A 480-nucleotide genomic window follows, 5' to 3' on the forward strand; every position below is an offset into this window, starting at 1 on the left:
ACCGGCCAAGTGCTGGATCGCGCCGGAGATACCGACCGCGATGTACAGCTGTGGCGCGACGATCTTGCCGGTCTGGCCGACCTGCATGTCGTTCGGTACAAAACCTGCGTCGACGGCCGCGCGGGAAGCACCGACAGCAGCGCCCAGCTTGTCGGCCAGGGCGTACAGGTGTTTGAAGTTGTCGCCGTTCTGCATGCCGCGACCGCCGGAAACGACGATCTTGGCAGCGGTCAGTTCTGGACGATCGGACTTGGCCAGTTCTTCGCCAACGAAGCTCGAAGTGCTCGCATCGTGTGCAGCGCCGACTGCTTCAACAGCAGCCGAACCACCTTCAGCAGCAACCGGGTCGAAACCGGTGGTACGCACGGTGATCACTTTGATTGGCGCGGTCGACTGTACGGTAGCGATGGCGTTACCGGCGTAGATTGGACGCTTGAAAGTGTCAGCGCTTTCGACCGAGATGATCTCGGAGATCTGGTC

Annotated in this window: 1 protein-coding gene; it reads right to left on the reverse strand. The window is 61.2% G+C overall.

What is annotated here, in order from left to right; all coding sequences use genetic code 11:
- On the reverse strand, positions 1-480 hold a 480-nt coding region (locus tag PMI23_RS28535), incomplete at both ends, for an electron transfer flavoprotein subunit alpha/FixB family protein (protein WP_007950348.1).

This window comes from Pseudomonas sp. GM24 (assembly GCF_000282235.1).
GTDB lineage: Bacteria > Pseudomonadota > Gammaproteobacteria > Pseudomonadales > Pseudomonadaceae > Aquipseudomonas.